The 15,877-nt window shown below is 50.5% G+C and carries 23 protein-coding genes; 16 read left to right on the top strand and 7 right to left on the bottom strand.

Features of this window, described 5'->3' with window-relative positions:
- Positions 1 to 89 precede the first annotated feature (89 nt).
- Together HDF15_RS21945 and HDF15_RS21940 are read left to right on the top strand one after the other, a co-directional pair.
- Positions 90 to 653, top strand: coding sequence for a hypothetical protein (locus HDF15_RS21945; protein WP_184259505.1), 564 nt, complete (start codon positions 90 to 92; stop codon positions 651 to 653).
- 989 nt (positions 654 to 1,642) lie between these two features.
- The gene (locus HDF15_RS21940; protein WP_184259503.1) at positions 1,643 to 1,903 is read left to right on the top strand and encodes a hypothetical protein; all 261 of its coding nucleotides are present in this window, start codon (positions 1,643 to 1,645) and stop codon (positions 1,901 to 1,903) included.
- Positions 1,904 to 2,104: 201 nt separating this feature from the next.
- On the opposite strand, the gene HDF15_RS21935 is transcribed toward HDF15_RS21940, so the two are convergent.
- Entirely contained in the window at positions 2,105 to 2,497 is a 393-nt protein-coding gene (locus HDF15_RS21935) for a hypothetical protein (RefSeq protein WP_184259501.1), read from the bottom strand.
- A gap of 113 nt (positions 2,498 to 2,610) precedes the next feature.
- On the opposite strand from HDF15_RS21935, the gene HDF15_RS21930 reads away from it, so the two are divergent.
- Together HDF15_RS21930 and HDF15_RS21925 are read left to right on the top strand one after the other, a co-directional pair.
- Positions 2,611 to 2,904 (top strand): hypothetical protein, encoded by a 294-nt coding sequence (locus HDF15_RS21930; protein WP_184259499.1) that lies wholly within the window; start codon positions 2,611 to 2,613, stop codon positions 2,902 to 2,904.
- A gap of 279 nt (positions 2,905 to 3,183) precedes the next feature.
- Complete coding sequence (locus HDF15_RS21925) at positions 3,184 to 3,333, top strand: hypothetical protein (protein WP_184259497.1); 150 nt, start codon at positions 3,184 to 3,186, stop codon at positions 3,331 to 3,333.
- Positions 3,334 to 3,492: 159 nt separating this feature from the next.
- On the opposite strand, the gene HDF15_RS21920 is transcribed toward HDF15_RS21925, so the two are convergent.
- Positions 3,493 to 4,440 (bottom strand): hypothetical protein, encoded by a 948-nt coding sequence (locus HDF15_RS21920; RefSeq protein ID WP_184259495.1) that lies wholly within the window; start codon positions 4,438 to 4,440, stop codon positions 3,493 to 3,495.
- Positions 4,421 to 4,837: a hypothetical protein gene (locus HDF15_RS21915; protein ID WP_184259493.1), complete on the bottom strand. Its 417-nt coding sequence runs from the start codon at positions 4,835 to 4,837 to the stop codon at positions 4,421 to 4,423. The genes HDF15_RS21920 and HDF15_RS21915 overlap by 20 nt, the downstream gene beginning before the upstream one ends.
- Before the next feature lie 80 nt (positions 4,838 to 4,917).
- Between HDF15_RS21915 and HDF15_RS21910 the strand changes: the two genes are divergently transcribed.
- Positions 4,918 to 5,295, top strand: coding sequence for a hypothetical protein (locus tag HDF15_RS21910; RefSeq protein ID WP_184259491.1), 378 nt, complete (start codon positions 4,918 to 4,920; stop codon positions 5,293 to 5,295).
- A gap of 454 nt (positions 5,296 to 5,749) precedes the next feature.
- Complete coding sequence (locus HDF15_RS21905; protein ID WP_184259489.1) at positions 5,750 to 6,904, top strand: tyrosine-type recombinase/integrase; 1,155 nt, start codon at positions 5,750 to 5,752, stop codon at positions 6,902 to 6,904.
- A 32-nt stretch (positions 6,905 to 6,936) separates the two neighbouring features.
- Here HDF15_RS21905 and HDF15_RS21900 read toward each other — a convergent pair whose 3' ends face one another.
- Positions 6,937 to 7,407, bottom strand: coding sequence for a hypothetical protein (locus HDF15_RS21900; RefSeq protein WP_184259487.1), 471 nt, complete (start codon positions 7,405 to 7,407; stop codon positions 6,937 to 6,939).
- A 167-nt stretch (positions 7,408 to 7,574) separates the two neighbouring features.
- Here HDF15_RS21900 and HDF15_RS21895 point away from each other — a divergent pair, with 167 nt between their 5' ends.
- From HDF15_RS21895 to HDF15_RS21885, 3 genes are all read left to right on the top strand, one after another.
- On the top strand, positions 7,575 to 7,808 hold the full coding sequence (locus HDF15_RS21895) for a hypothetical protein (RefSeq protein WP_184259485.1): 234 nt from the start codon (positions 7,575 to 7,577) through the stop codon (positions 7,806 to 7,808).
- Between the two features lie 85 nt (positions 7,809 to 7,893).
- Positions 7,894 to 8,202, top strand: coding sequence for a hypothetical protein (locus HDF15_RS21890; protein ID WP_184259483.1), 309 nt, complete (start codon positions 7,894 to 7,896; stop codon positions 8,200 to 8,202).
- A 78-nt stretch (positions 8,203 to 8,280) separates the two neighbouring features.
- Positions 8,281 to 9,384, top strand: a complete 1,104-nt coding sequence (locus tag HDF15_RS21885; protein WP_184259481.1) for an AAA family ATPase — start codon at positions 8,281 to 8,283, stop codon at positions 9,382 to 9,384.
- Between the two features lie 103 nt (positions 9,385 to 9,487).
- On the opposite strand, the gene HDF15_RS26300 is transcribed toward HDF15_RS21885, so the two are convergent.
- Both HDF15_RS26300 and HDF15_RS21875 read right to left on the bottom strand, forming a co-directional pair.
- Positions 9,488 to 9,829: a hypothetical protein gene (locus HDF15_RS26300; RefSeq protein WP_221314568.1), complete on the bottom strand. Its 342-nt coding sequence runs from the start codon at positions 9,827 to 9,829 to the stop codon at positions 9,488 to 9,490.
- A 126-nt stretch (positions 9,830 to 9,955) separates the two neighbouring features.
- Positions 9,956 to 10,150, bottom strand: a complete 195-nt coding sequence (locus tag HDF15_RS21875) for a hypothetical protein (RefSeq protein ID WP_014265036.1) — start codon at positions 10,148 to 10,150, stop codon at positions 9,956 to 9,958.
- Between the two features lie 1,053 nt (positions 10,151 to 11,203).
- Between HDF15_RS21875 and HDF15_RS21870 the strand changes: the two genes are divergently transcribed.
- The 7 genes from HDF15_RS21870 to HDF15_RS26500 all read left to right on the top strand — a co-directional run bounded on the left by HDF15_RS21870 (position 11,204) and on the right by HDF15_RS26500 (position 14,880).
- Positions 11,204 to 11,695 carry a hypothetical protein gene (locus HDF15_RS21870; RefSeq protein WP_184259479.1) on the top strand — a complete coding sequence of 164 codons (492 nt, stop codon included), beginning with the start codon at positions 11,204 to 11,206 and terminating at the stop codon, positions 11,693 to 11,695.
- Positions 11,696 to 12,032: 337 nt separating this feature from the next.
- The gene (locus tag HDF15_RS21865; RefSeq protein WP_184259477.1) at positions 12,033 to 12,539 is read left to right on the top strand and encodes a hypothetical protein; all 507 of its coding nucleotides are present in this window, start codon (positions 12,033 to 12,035) and stop codon (positions 12,537 to 12,539) included.
- Positions 12,540 to 12,691: 152 nt separating this feature from the next.
- Positions 12,692 to 13,282 (top strand): helix-turn-helix domain-containing protein, encoded by a 591-nt coding sequence (locus tag HDF15_RS21860; protein ID WP_184259475.1) that lies wholly within the window; start codon positions 12,692 to 12,694, stop codon positions 13,280 to 13,282.
- Positions 13,282 to 13,440: a hypothetical protein gene (locus HDF15_RS21855; protein ID WP_184259473.1), complete on the top strand. Its 159-nt coding sequence runs from the start codon at positions 13,282 to 13,284 to the stop codon at positions 13,438 to 13,440. The genes HDF15_RS21860 and HDF15_RS21855 overlap by 1 nt, the downstream gene beginning before the upstream one ends.
- Entirely contained in the window at positions 13,430 to 13,855 is a 426-nt protein-coding gene (locus tag HDF15_RS21850) for an RNA polymerase sigma factor (RefSeq protein WP_184259471.1), read from the top strand. The genes HDF15_RS21855 and HDF15_RS21850 overlap by 11 nt, the downstream gene beginning before the upstream one ends.
- 355 nt (positions 13,856 to 14,210) lie before the next feature.
- Positions 14,211 to 14,513 (top strand): hypothetical protein, encoded by a 303-nt coding sequence (locus HDF15_RS21845; protein ID WP_184259469.1) that lies wholly within the window; start codon positions 14,211 to 14,213, stop codon positions 14,511 to 14,513.
- A gap of 1 nt (position 14,514) precedes the next feature.
- Positions 14,515 to 14,880 (top strand): HNH endonuclease, encoded by a 366-nt coding sequence (locus tag HDF15_RS26500; RefSeq protein WP_184259467.1) that lies wholly within the window; start codon positions 14,515 to 14,517, stop codon positions 14,878 to 14,880.
- A 359-nt stretch (positions 14,881 to 15,239) separates the two neighbouring features.
- On the opposite strand, the gene HDF15_RS21835 is transcribed toward HDF15_RS26500, so the two are convergent.
- Positions 15,240 to 15,587, bottom strand: a complete 348-nt coding sequence (locus tag HDF15_RS21835) for a hypothetical protein (protein WP_184259465.1) — start codon at positions 15,585 to 15,587, stop codon at positions 15,240 to 15,242.
- Positions 15,588 to 15,877: the final 290 nt, after the last annotated feature.

The raw sequence follows: 15,877 nt of genomic DNA, 5'->3' as shown, positions 1-15,877 counted from the left end.
ACGCCCTAAGCGGTTCCCAGCAGTGTATTCGATGCCGTAAAGTAAACCTTTTGCCGAGAATACCGGTCTATCAGGTTAACGAGGTCGCGATGAAACTGCGTTTATCCTCTCTTCTTTTACTGGCTGCGCTTTGCGCAAGAGCCCATGCCCAGCAGCCGCAAGGGGCGGTTGAAGCTCTGCGTAGCCTGTGTTCGCAGCCGGCAAACCATACTGCGTTTACCTTCGATCACAACATGCTCCAGGTCGCAGAGGGCTACATCGATGATGGCTCAGAGGGGAAACGCGCCTTCGCCGCGCTGAACAGTATTACAGTGGAGAACTTCCACTACCATGAGCCGGCGTTCTACCTCCCCGAAAGCATGTCCGCACTCGTAGCGGTTTATAACGCTGCGGGTTGGAAGCACTTGGTCAACCAGAATGCGCCACCGCGCGAGTCTGCTTCGCCTCATGCGCCGATCACCGATCTGTGGCTGCACTTTCGCAGTGGTGAGATCGACGATGTGACCGTGCTGGTGCGCGGACAGCGCGAGATGAATTTGATTGAAGTTTCAGGCGCGCTGCGGCCGCTCGATCTCGTGCATCTGAGCGGGCATTTTGGCATTCCTAAGATTGATCCCAGTGCCGTGATGGTGCCTGCGCCTCCGGGGAAATAGCTCCTTCAATACATCCGCCTGTTAGGCGATCACTCTATGTAGGTATTTCATCCATAACCTATTCGATGAGGAACTGTTTGATTGTTTTAGTCCGACGTTGGCTGCAAAATAAGCTCCATACGCGATGACTGGATTAATGACTCATTCAGCGTAGCCTGGCTCTGGCAATCATATGTAACTAAACTATAACCGGGCTCAATAGGAAGAGAAGGTGCTCAAGATAACATTCAGTTGAAAAGGGTCACGGTTATACGTAGGGTCACGTATCTAATGCGCAACCTACCTATACCTCTTCAACGTGAGTGGGAACTCATCCCTTACAAATGCGACCTACACGCGAGGAGATTTCATTCACCTTAATGATTTCAATTTCCAGAAGGTATATGCCCCTGCCGAAGCGAACTTCATTCAGCAGTGGCTGTAACCTACTCACGAAAGTTATAAAGGCCAGCCCGTAATGGGCTGGCCTTTTGTTGTTTTCGGGTATGCTCATGAGCTTAATATTTACCTGGGTCTGTGACCGGCCCCTTGTGTTTGTCTGAAGAGACATGTTTATCTGGCGTCTATGACTGGCCCCTTGTGTTTGTCTGAAGGGTTTTCTGAATTGACTTTCGCCGCACCATCGGATTCGTTACTGCTGTCGTTTGCCATGATGTTCTCCTTGTCGTTATTGAAATGATTAGAGCGCGATTGGCGGAACATGTGCTCGATAAGGCAACTGCCCAATCAGCATGCGCTCGTTATTCTGGCGCGTCAATGGTCGTCAGGCAGGATGAGATGAGCGAAGTAGCTCGTGCTGTGACCCCTTGGACTCCCGAAACGCGGATGTGCTACAAAAGTCAGGTGCTCCATGCACCCTGTCGGGCCATCTTTCAGAACACCACACCTGAATATCAGCGCAGTCGAACTCGCTTTCCTGCCTCTGTGTCTGCCGCACAATTCAATGGCACAGAATGTCATCCGTTTCACAACATACAAGGAGAAATGATATGAGCACCGTCATATCCGAGAATGTATTCTTTGCCGAGAAGCCCACAGAAGAGAAGTCTACCGATGAACAGGCTCGCACAGAGGAAGCGCCACTAGAGACAGGTGAGGACTTCCATGCGATACCTTTGAGCATGGTGGCCGACGCAGAGAAGTTCACTGAGGAAAAGGCTCCCGAGAAGTTGAACCCAGCACTTCATAGCAGTGCTTTTGACGAAGACGGGCCCAAGGGTTTGAAGGAGGGACAGGTGGGCGAGTTCTAACAGGTACACGCGCCCGGCAACCTCACATGAGGACCGGGCGTTTTCCGTTTACGGAGATTGCTCCTAATTGATATGTAGGAGTGCTGGCCTTTGTTGTGTTCGAGGTTGGCTAACAAGTGAAGCTGCCTAAGACGTAGAAAAGCCCGGCTCTCGTGATGGGTTGCCGGGCATTTGCTTGCCTGTAGTGCGAATGGAGACGGCTTAATACGCCGTCAAAGCAACTGAAGAGCGCACCTTAAAGGGAGACTTCTTTGCCGTTTTCTTTGTCGGTGCTTTCTTGACGGCCTTCTTCTTTGCCAAAGTCACAGGGCCAGTAAGAGTGCCAGTACCGGTAACCGTCGCTCTTGTCACGGTCTTCTTCTTTGCTGCGGCTTTTTTTGCGGGCTTGGCAGCGTAGGAGCCGATGTACATGCGTGATTTTGCAGGGGACTTCTTTGCAGCGCTCTTCTTTGCTGGAGCTTTCTTGACGGTCTTCTTCGCAGCCGTCTTCGCGGGAGCTTTCTTCGTAGCGGCCTTCTTTGCTGGAGTCTTCTTCACTGCTTTCTTTGCTGCTTTCTTTGCAGGAGCCTTTTTTGCGAACTCATGGAAATTCATGATCTCTGCCTCTCATAGATAGATTTGGGAGCCTATGCCAGAATGAGGTCGAAGCAGCGAATAGGGAAGAATCAACTTTGGTTCATGCGTGCGAGGTATAGGATTTGGTCATCATGAACGCTTGGAATGCGTTGGAAGCCCAGGTTGCAAATGACTACGGTGTGCCTGTGCTGAATGAACATGCTACCGGGCAGTTCAGCCCCTTCATGGCGACATTACCTGCGGGTGTTTCAGTTGGTAATGTGAACACCCAACAGACCTACACAATTGACGGAACCCACCCAACCATCTGGGGCGGCATGTATGTGGAAGGTCCTCTATGGGCACGTTTCGCACAGCATTACGCTTATGCAAAACAGCCTGTGACGGGTGCAGGAGCTAATTTGTATGACTGGTCTACTAAATAATGGCGATGCGTGGAGTCGCGATCTAATTCTGATTTCTAAAGCTAAATAGAGGCCAGTCCATAACAGGCTGGCCTTTTGTTCTGTTCTCTTGGACGCCTGAAAGCCGGATGTGGTACAAAATTTGGGTGCATGATTCCCGTGTATCCCTCCGGGCCATCTTTCCGAACACCACACCTGAATATCAGTGCAGTTGAATTCGCTTTCCTGCCTCTGTGTCTGCGGCACATTTTCAACAAGCACAGAAAGTCATCAATCTCTCAACCTATAAGGAGAAATGATATGCCGACAGTTATTTCCGAGGAAATTGCAAAGGAACCCACCGCAGAGAAGCCCACAGAAGAGAAGTCCACCGATGAACAGGCTCCAACGAAGGAAGAGGTCGTGAAGCCAGGTGAGGCTTACGTCTATAGGGCACCTAGCCAGCTTTGATTAATCCATCACCAACCGCGACACAAGCAAGAATGCCCGGCAACCTCTCATGAGGACCGGGCGTTTTCCGTTTAAGGAGACTGTTCCGAACCGATATGGAGGAGTGCTGCCCTTTTGCTGTGTCATAGCAACTCGTGGGGTCACGATCTAGCCGCGAGCTTATTGCGATGTGACCTGCGGACCGGTATTCACAATCATCGATGGCATACCATCTTGAGGAATCTCTGCTTGAGTTGCTGGCCACACTTCAATCGCAAGGAATACTCGGTAAGGTTTTGTCTCTCGTGTAGTGATGGTGGTTTCCAGTTCACATTCTTTGAGCGTCAGATAAACGCTCTGAAAGTTGAACTCCAGATCAGCAGATGGAACTACCAACTGAATCCCGGTCAACGCGGGCTGCTTGTCCTCAAGGGGGCGTACTGTAATGTCATGTAGCAGTCCTAGGTGGTTTGCTTCTGCTGCGAGAGTCCCAGCGATTAGCAAAGAGTTAGGATCGTCCTTCTTTGCATAGATTTCTATATTCGCGCCTTTGCCTAACCCTCGCAGGATGGCGTTGGCTTCGTCCTTCGTCAAGGTTCTCGAATAAGGAGGTTTCTTGCCAATACGAGCGGAAACTACACTTAGCATCAAGCCTATTGTGCGAGGATCATTCGCTGCTGCTCCGCGCGACACAGGTGTTACGTCGAAACCCGCCGCAGCCAATTCTCCCGTCAGTGCTGTGACCTGGGGCCAATAGTCTTTTAGAAACATGTCTCTGGTTTCAGCGTTCCAATGATTAACGTTAGATATGAATGCCTGCCCGGAAGCAGGATTGCGATTTATGCTGACCAAAATACCCTGGGCCAGTGCTTGATTGTCCACGTCGCCAGGCTGACCCTCTCGCGCGTAAGAGAATGCCAAAATTTGCGTAGCTAGTGCGGCAGTCTTCTTGCGAAGACTACTCATGGTTTCTGGAGGTTTTTGTGACACACAATATACGTCGCGGCCCGCATTGATAGCGGCGCATGAGCTATTCGTGGACTTTTGCTGAATGGATGTCTGTGGAGTTTGGCCGTAGCCAGAGATGCAAATGAGCAAGAGAATGATGCTAGTGCTTATTTTTGACATGAGCCCTCTCCGAAGAAGTGCAATTATTAACATCTCCGCCAGCCACAATGTTTGAGCAGTCACTGTTGTTTGCATTCTGATTGATTGACAAAGGTTGCGGTGCAGGAGCGGCTGTATTGATAGCTGGTGCGGGCAGGGAGGTATGCCGTAGGCTCCTCCGTCCGGCGAAAACCAAAATTACAAGAAAAAAGATGGCCGTTGCCAAACGATTCCAAGGATTTCCCTTATGCCAGATACACAGAAGGACAAAAGCAATAGCCGCGACAGAAAGCGACGGAACAACAAGCACCGCATCATGTGAGTCGAACGACCCGAGTGCAAATGCAATGCTAATAATTAGGGCGAGTTTCTCCTTGACCGTCAGCCGTAACCTGCCTGCGTCGTAAACATTTGCCATGCCGCCCATCCTCCCCGGTACCAAGGCTCCACTGTTCAGGCTATCACGCTCTTCGCTTTTTCTTCGTGTAGAATTCCGCAATGAGCGCCGAACAGGCATCGACGACATCGCTGCGGGAGTCAGGCCGAATGTGCTCCTCTTGCATGAGTTTGATTGCGCTCGGAGACTGGCCCGGTGGTGAGCGGCAATGTTCCAGATGTGCCCGGCCTAAATCCGTTTGGCTCAGGTTCAAATATGAACACGGTGATTGGTATGTTGAGTTCCTTGACCCCAACTGGATGATGGTTGGCCGGAAGAGAAGGTTCGATCATGCCGACACAATTCGGGACATGATCTCCCGTACTCCCACTCGTTTAGATCTCGCTGCACGGCAGGCTCTAGATTCTGCTCTTCAGAATGGCGAAGGCGGCGTCAAGCTCGAACAGACCGGTGAGCAATACGCAAAGCTGAAGCATTGAACTCACATCATCCTTATCCGGCTCGCTCTCATACAAGCTGAATCAATCATGCTCATTCAACACGCGCCCCATCCTGACAGCAGGGTGGGCTTTTCTGTTTATGGATGGTATTGTGTGCAGCAAAGTACAGGGTGCAAAAGTAGCACAAGCTGGTTTTGGAGGCTTTGATAGCTTTTGGGGAGTGTCGTAAAACACGCATGGATATTGAGGATATGTGGTGGCCCGGGCAGGAGTCCAACCTGCGACCTTCGCGTTAGGAGTGCGATTCTCCATGTTCCTGAATCTCGCTGAACTGAACTGCACGTAAACGCATAAACATAACAAAATAAATAAGATAAACGATGGTTTTGAGCTTGCATCCGGCTGCACGGACCGCACCGAGCGGCACGAATTACCGGGAAAAAGTAGCACAAAAGTAGCACAAGATGGGATACTGACCTCGGAGGCAATCACGATGCCAAGAGGCCGCAAACCCAAGAAGATGCCCGGTGTATACGAGAGGCCGCTAGGAAGTGGGAAGTGGTGCGCCCGCTACCTCAATGGCACAACAGCGACAGGGAAGCCGAATTGGGTGCGGAAGTCTTTCGGTACTGATCGTGATGCCGCCGTGGCCTACATCGATAAAGCTCGGATGATCCTGCGGACAGGTGAAGGCGTGTTGCCTGTCACCGCAAAGAAGCCGGTCCTCACCTTCGCTGAAGAGGATCGTCATGCGGCTGGCGTCACCGTAGAAGAGTTGGCTGATGACTATCTGACACACGTCAAGGCCAACCCGACTGAGTTCAAAGATCAGATCAATCCTCCGCGTGTCATCAGAGAGATCATCGCAGCGTTTGGTTCACATCCCGCGTCAACATTGCAAACGGCCCAGATAGACGATTGGCTTATTGATATTCAGCGCAAACGAGATCTTGCCCCTGGTACGGTCAACCGTATCAAGTCCACGTTCTCAGGCGTCTATCGCCGCGCGCTGCAACGCTCAAGGGTGAAGGTGAACCCTGTCCGCAATGTCCCACAGCGCAAGATGGACAATCACGTTGGGCAGCGCCTAACTAACGAGCAGATTGAAAAGCTACGAAATGCCATCCGCAAGAGTGGTGAATCGAAAGCTCACCTCGCGCAGTACCAGCCGGATGTGATTGAACACCGGTTATGTGAGCTTGATTTCGCTCTTGGAACCGCTTGGCGCAAGTCCGAACAGTACGGGCTGCTATGGCCACAGGTGGATTTCAAGAACAAAAAGATCACCGCGTTGAACACTAAGAATGGTGAAACCTATGTCTGCGAGATGATGGGGCTTGCAGAACAGGCATTGAAAAGGATTCAGAAACTCAAACGGTCACGGCTTGCTGGCCGGAAATACGATGCTCCAACTGATGCCGTGTTCGCGATTGGCGATAACAAGAAATGGTTTGCTCAGGCGACGAAAGATGCCAAGCTGAAGATTCGCTGGCACGATCTCAGGCACACCGCGATATCGATCGTTGCTGAGAAAGCCCCATTCGCCGTGGTCCAGGCGTTCAGCCGCCATAAGTCTTCAAGTATGGTCATGCGCTATGCACACGCTGACTCAACTACCATCCGCGATCACTTAGCCATGTTGGATTGATAGCGGGATAGAGGGCTTCTCTATCTGGCGGGTCAGTCTGTGAGGATGCGCAAGCTGGTGGGGAATATCAGCACATAGAGAATCTTGCGTGATTGCCCGTCTCCATAGATGTACTGACTTCCTTGTACAAACTTGGTTAGGTTCTGCTCAACTCCTCTTTCTCTGCGCCGAGCCTCTTTGTTTGACCTGATTTCATATTGACCATCAGATTTAGCCAAATAGGTTTCGAGGCGCTTAGAAAACGCATCAGGAGATTGCTCTTGCTTCCTCAACTCGTCGCGGAAGTGCTTGGTGATTTCATCTGTGAAATCTTTGGGGTCTTCAAGAGGTCTGCGTGCTTTGTCCTTCATTCGCGCAAGTTGAGCGGGCGAAGCAGGTTCGATGCCTGCATACCCAAGGGGGTCGATAAAGGAATCATCGACGTTCCAGGTGAAAGGACCGGATTCATTTTCAATTAGCTCTAGCGGCTCTAAAGAAAGTTCTGCTTTTTCGCTTGCACTCATAGGCACCCCTTGCTATTGTAGCTATGCGGATGAAGTTTGGCCGCTCATGTATGCAACACCCTGACGCGAAAGCGTCGGAGTGTACGTGCCTTGAGCGGTGACCATCTGCCCCACCTACAACCAATTACCTCTCAAGGCTAAACATCAACTTTAGCCCCGGAGGTTCTATGGAAAATACAACAACAATTCAACCACTACTCGTAACGCGGGAAGACTGCGCGATCATGCTCTCGCTGTCGGTGCGCAGCATCGACTACCTAATCGCGGACAAGCGGCTCAAGACGCGCCGACATGGCGGCTCCGTGCGCATTCCTATGTCCGAAGTACAACGCATTGCACGCATGGATTTCATCGGCACCATTCGGCCTACGAAGCCGACGAGCGAGGCTATAGCCGCCTAGACCTGCGCCCGCATATTGGGATGTGCAGCGGCTATGCCATCCACGCCATTTCTCATAACCCGCCGAAAGGCAGAAAGTAGGACCTATGAACGACACAACGAACACCAACAACACTGACAACTTTGATTTCTTCGCTCCAGTAGACGCGAGCATCGCTGCTCAGTTCTTCAAGGCTGGTCGGAATACAGCCTCGGCAGAGCGTATGCGGGCTTTGACTTTATTTGACACGCTCGCGCCCGGCAAGACCTTCAAGTATCCGATTGAAGCAGGCAAGACGGCAGAGAAGACGAAAACCGCTCTCGCCAACTTCCTGAAATCTAAGGAAAAGCCAGCAAAGGTGATTCTATCTAACAACCCTAAAGCCCTGTACGTCTGGATTCAGCGCACCGCCTAATGCGGGAGGTCGGGTGCAGAACATCGCACCCGGCCTATCGTTACGACACGTCGACAGACACCGGAAGGAGAAGGGCTGATGGAAGATAGAGTTCACTTTGAAAAGGGTAGCGCCCTCACGCCGAAGCCGAAGCAATGGCTCTGGCCAAGTTTCGTTCCGCTTGGAGCGCTTACTATTCTTGCGGGCGATCCTGGCTCAGGTAAGAGCACGATTCTTATGGATATCGCTGCTGCGATAACTGTTGGAGGACTGCTGCCGGATGGAACTGTTTCCTCAGCGGGACACGTGATTGTTTATGCGCCCGAAGATCACAAAGAGGACACGATCATTCCGCGTTTGCTGGCCAATGGTGCTGATGTCAGTCGTATCTTGTTTCCCAATTTCACAACCAAAGAGGGCATTGCGGACTATTTCGACGTAGCGAGAGATATCGACGTACTCAGTGAGACGCTCGATCAATTCCCATCCGACAGAGAGGACCGTATACGCCTACTCATTACTGACCCAATCATCTCCGCAACGGAGACCGGTGGAACTCGTGCTGTTCGTTCAGCGATGGAACAATTGGCACAACTTGCCGAGCGTCACAATATAGCTGTAATTGGGGTCGCCCATTTTGCAAAGGACAGCGGCAATAAGAACCTTCTGGATCGGGTTTCAGGATCACTCTCGTATACCGCTGTTGCGCGTATGGTGCTCGCTGCCACAAAACTCCCGAACGGATTTCAGACTCTAGGAAAGGTCAAGACGAACATTACTGACCTATCCGGCCATTTTCCCTACATGATTGAAGATGGAACTATCACCGCACAAGGTGTGGATCTCGATACGACACGGATAGTCTGGGGCGAGCGCCAATCGGAAGCGCTTCATGAAGCGATCAATCCTCCTCAGAATGAGCCGGATGGTGCCCTCCGCATGGCAATGAGCTTCCTGAGCGATGTTCTTGCGAATGGCCCCGTGCCCTACAACAAGGTGATGTCATTGGTCGCTGAACAACCCTTCAGTCTGAGCAGCATTCAGCGTGCCAAAAAGATGCTCGGAATCATGTCGCGTAAACGCAGTGATGGCTGGTGGTGGGTTCTCCCTGGACAGAATACGGGCAGACAGGAACACAAAGCATCTGAGTATCATGAGCACCTTGAGCATCTTGAATATCTTCCAGCGCCACAAGCTGCATAGGTGCAGTCATAGACAAGCGAAACTGCGTGAGACGCAGAAATGCCCGGCTCTCGTAATGAGCTGCCGGGCGTTTTGCTTGCCTGTAATGCGGGTTGGGTAAGGTTTAAAACGCCAACGGCCCGTTATTCCGCTGCGCCTTGATGGAGACTTTCTTCGTGGCCTTCTTTGCCGGAGCCTTCTTCTTTGCCAAGGTCACAGGACCAGTGAGAGTGCCAGTCCCGGTAACTGTCGCTCTTGTCACGGTCTTCTTCTTGGCAGCGGCTTTCTTCGCTGGCTTGGCAGCATAAGAGCCGATGTACATGCGTGACTTCGCTAGTGATTTCTTAGCAGCCGTCTTCTTCGCTGGTGCCTTCTTCGCTACAGCCTTCTTTGCGGGAGCCTTCTTGACTGCCTTCTTTACGGCTTTCTTTGCAGGAGCTTTCTTTACAGCTTTCTTCGTTGCCATAGTGTGTTGCCTCATATAGATGAATTGGGGAGCCTATGCCAGAATGAGGCCGATGTAGCGAATAAGGAAGAATCAACTTTGGTTCATGCGCGAGGCATAACACTCAGCCTCACAGCATCGACAGATTCAGATTCTGTGCGACATCAAGGCGGCTGCGAACATCGCAACATAGGAAAGTGTCAGCATCTTCCAATAACCATTCTTGCCCAATCGAAAGGGTATTGAAGGGAACCCGACCTTGGGACCGTAGCGAAGCACCTGCCACAGGATGAATGCGAGAACCGGGGGAGCTAAGACAAGAATCAAGATTGTAGTCTGCATTGCTGCCACCTCTGCCATAAATATTTCATGCTTTCTTGCGCTTTGCCCATCTCTTCTTCTGAGCAGCGGCCATCTTTGCGCGAGCCTCAGATGACATTCGGACGCCTTTAGGACGGCCTGGGCTGCGTGTGACTGTAGTGAAAGGCGTGCCGGATAGCAGAGAGCGAATGTGTTGTAGCCGTGCAATCTCCGTGTCGATGTCAGCAAGAATCTCAGGAATGTTCATTCGGAAAGTCTATACGGATGAGAATCCAGGCGTCATCAAAATAATTTCAATTATTTTTCATTTTCACTGACGGATTTGAAAAAGATTCCGATACTACCTATTTACAGAAGCGCCAGATAGGTGCTGAAGCAATACAAGATTCAAATGGTCCAAGGTAGCAGAGCCGAATAGGTGATTGCTACGGGGTAAGATCGCAGAGCCGCCCAAATACAATTGCTTGCTAAAACGTAATCGACAGACTGATTACCTATCCCGAATGAATCCGGGAGTTCCTGCGGGATGTGTGGCAAACCAATGTCGTCAACAAGACGGGGTTGATATAAACGGCACATCCCTAATTCATAAAGAGACCCCTAACGCTGAAATCCATGCAATGTTACCCACCTAACAACATGGTCATAAGGGACCCGGAAACGGGACATACTAAGGCGTTAGGCAGGATGAAAGAGTCATAGCCATATGACTCATAAGAAACAAGGACCATACAGACTCCGAAGGCTAATGGAAGATCAATAGAGATTACCAATAGACATAGGTTATAGATCACCAAGGGTTATACATACTCCCAGGGATAGAGGTGGTCTGTCTCACATTGGTCATGTCTTGATGTGCAGCACAAGGGGAGTGCAGGCAGTGTATACGGATTGAGCGATTGCGGTGATTCAAGGGCGTCAAATATAACGCTGGTATCCCTATGAGGCTTTGTGTACACTGTGGCTCGATCCCATCCGGCCCGTTCTCCAGTAAAATCCCAGATTTGTGAACATCGGCTCAGTTGCATGTAAACCGTTTCAACGGTCAGATGAAAGTCCTAGAAAGAGATGATTATGGAACGTATGCCGGATGCCCCTGAAGGAGATGTGTTGTCTCCAAATCAGTCAGTCAGCCAAGATCAAAAATACTGCATGGATTGTGGCAAGGTCATCTTTCGCCGTGCCGAAATATGCCCCAACTGCGGTTGCCGTCAGTTACCTGCCTCGCCTTTGCCTTATCCAGTACCCATTGCACAGACGTATCAGACGATCAATCCTCCTGTCTTGCAGGCATCTCAAAGTCTTCAGGGAGATTTTGTGGGGAAGATGGTGCTCTTGATTGGACTCAATGTCCTGTGGAACGGACTGGGCAACCTGTGTGTAGGAGATGATCGAGGATGGGGCTATGGGTTCTTGAATTGGATTTTCTTTGCCCTGTCATTCTTCTCAGCAGCGATCCCCTGCATTCTGTTTTTTGCGTATTGCGGATACATGGGCTACCAATTTCTTCTCGCACAGCAGTCTGAACTGATAGCGCAGCAAAATCAAAACAGACTTACTAGCTGAACCGTCCCAAGAGTTAGAGCGCTAGTCTTACTACTCCAAGAGGTGCTAAGGAATGTCCTGCCCAAAGTGTGGGTCAACAGCGTCGGATGGTCGTGCTTTCTGCCAACTCTGTGGCTCTCCACAGCCGACCTCAGTTCCCAAGATTGCACCGCCGCCACCTCCGCTTCCACCACCACCACCGCCCGATCCGATCAAAGCGCCAACCGTAGTCACTTCCAATTCAACAGTGTCTACAGGGAAAAGGCTTCTAGTTTTCGGTTGTGGGCTGGGGGCTGTTGTGCTCTTGATCGTGTTTCTTACACATCTCTCGTCGTCAAGGAAAAGCAGCGTAAATGCTGTGTCTACATCGGGCAGCGCTGTTCCTAGCACTTCAGCGGTAATCGCCAATGCAACACGACAAGCCTCGCCAGCGGCCATCCCAGAAGTGTCTTCGGAGCAGCCATCCGAAGGTAACGTTCAGGATGATGTCACTAATGTTCTACATACATGGGCAAAATCCATAGCCACTAACGACCCAGCTACGGTGGCCTCATACTATGCGCCGAATGTGGCGATCTACTACGGAAAGACATCCGTCGATAATGCTTTTGTACTGGCTGACAAAGAGGCGTTTCTTCGTCACGGCAATGAGATCACCCGACTTGATCTCGGGCAAATATCGTTCGTGAATGAATCCCCCACGGCGGCAACTGTTCGTTTTGATATGGATGTGACTTGGGAAAAGTCTGGCAACATCACCCATAAGATTCTTTTCTTTCAGGTAAACCTCCAAAACCTAAACGAGGAATGGAAAATCACCGCAGAACAGAATTACAAGCCAAGTGTATCAGTGACGAGACAGTAAGGCTCATCATTCACGGCGAAAATAAATTTCAAAATCACTGACGAAATCGGAAAGAAAAAGCATACTAGATACATGTGCAGGCAAGAAACCAGCCTGCACTTGCATTGAGTTCCTCGGGAGCCAGCAAGTAACTCTCCCTTGTAGGAACTCCAATGAAGAAGACATCCCAGCAATATCTCACCAATTTCATCTCTAAGCTCACCATCACCCCAGGCAAAGACTCCTGTTGGCTCTATTCGGCAGGCCGTCTCAAGAACAGTAAGGGTCCAACATACGGCATGTATTGGGACGGGGAGAAATCAATTTCAGCACATCGTTATTCATACGAACACCTCTTGGGTCATGGGCCTGTACCAGATGGCCTCTATGTGTGTCACTCGTGTGACAACCCAGCCTGTGTCCGACACCTATTCGCTGGGACCGCAAAGGAAAACTCTGCCGACATGGTCAGAAAGGGAAGAAGTTGCCGTGGGCAGAAGAGATCGCTGAAGAGATTCACCGATGAAGAGAAGAAAGAGATTCATGAACTCAGGGCATCCGGGGTCAGCCAGTATGCCCTTGCAAAGCGTTTCAAAAGAGCCGAATCGACCATAAGCCTTGTACTGAACCCACGCGCCAAGAAGCCCCGTAAACCTAAGCCCTCACCTGTTGCGGTCGCAGCATCATCGAAGCGCAAAACCGTATGGCAACGTCTTGACGATCAACTCCATGCTGAAGTCGCCGGGCTAAGGAGAGTAGCTTAATGAGCGATCAGAGAGAACGGAACGCGGAAGCCATCGAGCGGTATGCCCAGCAGATTCGCGAAGCCTCAGCGGATGTAGAACGGGCATATAGGAAAGTTCAAGAATTGATCGATCGATATTACCCGAACGGGATCATGGAGAAAGGCGATGTCAACTAATCGCCTCGCTCCAGATCACTTCTTTCGCCTTGCGGATGCACGAAATAGAGATTACCGGCAAGACCAATATGTTGCACTGCTTGAGGCCGCGCCACAAACTGAAAAGGCAGCATTAGCAATCCTCCGAACGGTTCATCATCGGCAAGAGACATCACGCCGTCGGGATCGTAAGTGGACTGTCCAGCCCGACCTGACATTCGATCCCATCGCGCCACAGGGAGAAGATACAGACGGTCATATAGTAGCTGCCCTATCCTGCTTGCCTCTTGAAGATCAAGACATAATCAGCCAACACATCATTGAAGGAATGTCTCTACGGGACATTGCCAAGCAGCAAGGCGTTTCGAAAGACTGCATTCGTAAGCGGTATGACCACGCCAAGCAGAAACTTCAGGCACTCGCCAAAATACAGTAGCCAATTTCCCTCTCAGACGCCCGTAATAAGTAGAGGGGAAATATCTCCGCATCAGTCCGATCATTCGATCACCCACCTATTGACTGTTAACGCGTGCTGCATAAAACCCCGCCCAATAGAGAACCAACCCCTCGCCCTATTCAAATGAAAAAAGACACATCACTTCCCAAACGGGAGAAACACATCCCTGAGCGCATCAAGCTCGCTGATTCGTCCGCTTATCCTGGTGTCGAACTCATCGAAGCCTTGACAGAGAGACGACCCACCGCCGAAGCCAAAGCGATTCTCGAAGCATGGAAGTTCTGCTTTCAGCCCTACAGTTTCAAGAAACACTCTCCAAATAGGTTCATTCATCATGAGTAATTGGATTACCAATACCGCCGACGCCATCGCCCACGCCTTCACTAGCGTATTCGGCTCAACAGCCGTAAAGAACTTCCTCGATGCCGAAAAGAACATCCTAAAGACTGCTCTCGGTGTCATCGCAAAGGATGCCGTCACAGCAGTTCAACAAGACGTTACGAGTCCTTTGTCTGAAGCTCAATGGGCAACAGCAGCCGCCACCATCGCCGCTAAAGCAGCAGGCGAGGGAATCGTCGTAGCCGGTCAAGAGATTGACCTGTTGATTGGATTGTTCTCGGCTGTAAAAGTCAGCTAACGTGGCCCTGGCACCGAAGCGCCCATGCAAGAAGTCAGGATGCAGTGAACTCACCTTATCCGGCTATTGCGAGAAACACAGCACGACAGACAATCTGTACAAATACGATAATCATCGTGGATCAGCGACATCTCGCGGCTATGATGCCGATTGGCGTCGTGTACGACTCCTGGCGCTGCAACGTGACAAATTCATCTGCCAACACTGTTTGCCTAGACCGGTGCCCGCAGAAGAAGTCCATCACGAGATTCCTATCAATACCGATCCATCCCGCCGTCTAGACCTAACGAATCTGACTTCGCTTTGCAAGACTTGCCACTCTAGAATCACCGCTACGCAGCGCCCACTGAGGAAAGTTTGTCTATGATTTCAAACTCCTGTATACCAACAAAGAGACTGATGGCGAACTGAAACAGATTCCAGAGTCTAAATAAGTGGAGATTGAGATGAAGAAGAATCGAACATTTCTCGCCATTGCGTTAAGCTGCGGAATGCTTTGTGCCTTTTCTGTACTCCTTAGTAAGACCTTTATCTGGCTTCCACGCCTGGTATTCTTTCCTTCGTTTATTGGGTTGATTGTATTTTTCGGGCTGTATTCCAAAGAAACTCGTAAACAGTAGATCGATCTCACTAATCTGACATCGTTATGGAAACCGTGCCACAGCAAAATCGCCGCGACACAGGGTAACACCTTTTCTGTACAGCGTGGCAGCCCTCACAATCGCCTCACGCGACTGCAGGATTGTTCCAGTTGAAATACTTTAAATTGGGCAACGTGTAGTCATCAGATTGAACGTACGGATCATCCTGCATTTTGCTTATTGTTAGGTTGTCGTCTTTACGTATGTAATATGCAAAGACGGTTTCTGGTGAAAGCGATTCCCGAACCAGTAATATATAGCCATTATCGGAAGACCTCTGCACTGTCAGGGGAGTCTGAGGTAGTGCTGTAGTCCATTCGCCCGTATCCAACATCTGGTCGATGGACCAGAAGTTAACCTGTACATCGTAATAGATGGGCGGGTTGCTTACCCCACCACCTTTTGTTCCTGTGTTGTTGTATATAGTTATCATTTCAGTTCTCCAGGTAGAGTCGTCCATGCCATAAAGACTGATGCCCCTAGATTGAGTATGCACTGAGCCTATTCTGCATAACTTGCAGCGCCATATTTGTTGGACTTCAACCTTAGTTTCTGCCTCACTCATGACCCCAATTATGATTTAAGCAAGGCACTGGAGCGCCAGTATCGTAGTAGACTTGCACCGTATTTGGATCAAAATCTTCCCCAGATGGTCCCTCGGCCCTAATATCTAGGCTACTATTCCCGTATATATGGAAATTATAAGGATCATCAGGATCTGTG

It is taken from the genome of Granulicella mallensis, assembly GCF_014203225.1.
In the GTDB taxonomy this organism is placed as follows: domain Bacteria; phylum Acidobacteriota; class Terriglobia; order Terriglobales; family Acidobacteriaceae; genus Granulicella; species Granulicella mallensis_A.
This window is presented reverse-complemented; position numbering and strand designations above follow the sequence as displayed.

Coding starts and splice junctions, on each gene's coding strand:
- HDF15_RS21895 (WP_184259485.1), top strand. CDS start 7,575: ATGGAAAATACAACAACAATTCAACCACTACTCGTAACGCGGGAAGAC.
- HDF15_RS21890 (WP_184259483.1), top strand. CDS start 7,894: ATGAACGACACAACGAACACCAACAACACTGACAACTTTGATTTCTTC.
- HDF15_RS21915 (WP_184259493.1), bottom strand. CDS start 4,837: ATGGCAAATGTTTACGACGCAGGCAGGTTACGGCTGACGGTCAAGGAG.
- HDF15_RS21910 (WP_184259491.1), top strand. CDS start 4,918: ATGAGCGCCGAACAGGCATCGACGACATCGCTGCGGGAGTCAGGCCGA.
- HDF15_RS21875 (WP_014265036.1), bottom strand. CDS start 10,150: ATGCAGACTACAATCTTGATTCTTGTCTTAGCTCCCCCGGTTCTCGCA.
- HDF15_RS21845 (WP_184259469.1), top strand. CDS start 14,211: ATGAGTAATTGGATTACCAATACCGCCGACGCCATCGCCCACGCCTTC.
- HDF15_RS21860 (WP_184259475.1), top strand. CDS start 12,692: ATGAAGAAGACATCCCAGCAATATCTCACCAATTTCATCTCTAAGCTC.
- HDF15_RS21850 (WP_184259471.1), top strand. CDS start 13,430: ATGTCAACTAATCGCCTCGCTCCAGATCACTTCTTTCGCCTTGCGGAT.
- HDF15_RS21835 (WP_184259465.1), bottom strand. CDS start 15,587: ATGATAACTATATACAACAACACAGGAACAAAAGGTGGTGGGGTAAGC.
- HDF15_RS21855 (WP_184259473.1), top strand. CDS start 13,282: ATGAGCGATCAGAGAGAACGGAACGCGGAAGCCATCGAGCGGTATGCC.
- HDF15_RS21920 (WP_184259495.1), bottom strand. CDS start 4,440: ATGTCAAAAATAAGCACTAGCATCATTCTCTTGCTCATTTGCATCTCT.
- HDF15_RS21900 (WP_184259487.1), bottom strand. CDS start 7,407: ATGAGTGCAAGCGAAAAAGCAGAACTTTCTTTAGAGCCGCTAGAGCTA.
- HDF15_RS21945 (WP_184259505.1), top strand. CDS start 90: ATGAAACTGCGTTTATCCTCTCTTCTTTTACTGGCTGCGCTTTGCGCA.
- HDF15_RS21930 (WP_184259499.1), top strand. CDS start 2,611: ATGAACGCTTGGAATGCGTTGGAAGCCCAGGTTGCAAATGACTACGGT.
- HDF15_RS21905 (WP_184259489.1), top strand. CDS start 5,750: ATGCCAAGAGGCCGCAAACCCAAGAAGATGCCCGGTGTATACGAGAGG.
- HDF15_RS21885 (WP_184259481.1), top strand. CDS start 8,281: ATGGAAGATAGAGTTCACTTTGAAAAGGGTAGCGCCCTCACGCCGAAG.
- HDF15_RS21870 (WP_184259479.1), top strand. CDS start 11,204: ATGGAACGTATGCCGGATGCCCCTGAAGGAGATGTGTTGTCTCCAAAT.
- HDF15_RS21935 (WP_184259501.1), bottom strand. CDS start 2,497: ATGAATTTCCATGAGTTCGCAAAAAAGGCTCCTGCAAAGAAAGCAGCA.
- HDF15_RS26300 (WP_221314568.1), bottom strand. CDS start 9,829: ATGGCAACGAAGAAAGCTGTAAAGAAAGCTCCTGCAAAGAAAGCCGTA.
- HDF15_RS21940 (WP_184259503.1), top strand. CDS start 1,643: ATGAGCACCGTCATATCCGAGAATGTATTCTTTGCCGAGAAGCCCACA.
- HDF15_RS21925 (WP_184259497.1), top strand. CDS start 3,184: ATGCCGACAGTTATTTCCGAGGAAATTGCAAAGGAACCCACCGCAGAG.